This window comes from Rhizobium sp. SVR5-9E (assembly GCF_056755095.1).
This window is the reverse complement of sequence record NZ_JBNDHS010000398.1, coordinates 1-274: the sequence shown is the minus strand read 5'-3', so window position 1 is coordinate 274 and position 274 is coordinate 1. Positions and strand designations below refer to the sequence as shown.

Below are 274 nucleotides of genomic sequence, written 5' to 3'. Positions count from 1 at the left end.
ATCTTATCCTCTGTCAACAAAAGCTGCCATATATTCTCTGTTCATTCTGGCAATGTTTTCAAGGGAAATTCCTTTCGGACATTCCACTTCACAAGCACCGGTATTGGAACAGTTTCCGAATCCTTCTTCATCCATGGCTTTCACCATATTCAGAACTCTTCTCTTTGCCTCTATTCTACCCTGTGGTAATAGCGCATACTGAGAAACTTTAGCTCCAACGAAAAGCATTGCAGATCCGTTTTTACAAGTAGCTACACAAGCTCCACATCCGAAC

At 42.0% G+C, this 274-nt stretch carries 1 protein-coding gene; it reads right to left on the bottom strand.

Annotation, left to right across the window (positions count from 1 at the left end; translation table 11 throughout):
• Positions 1-3: 3 nt before the first annotated feature.
• Positions 4-274 (bottom strand): 4Fe-4S dicluster domain-containing protein (locus tag ACPYOJ_RS35345; protein ID WP_481420387.1); only part of this gene is annotated, 271 nt, incomplete at its 5' end.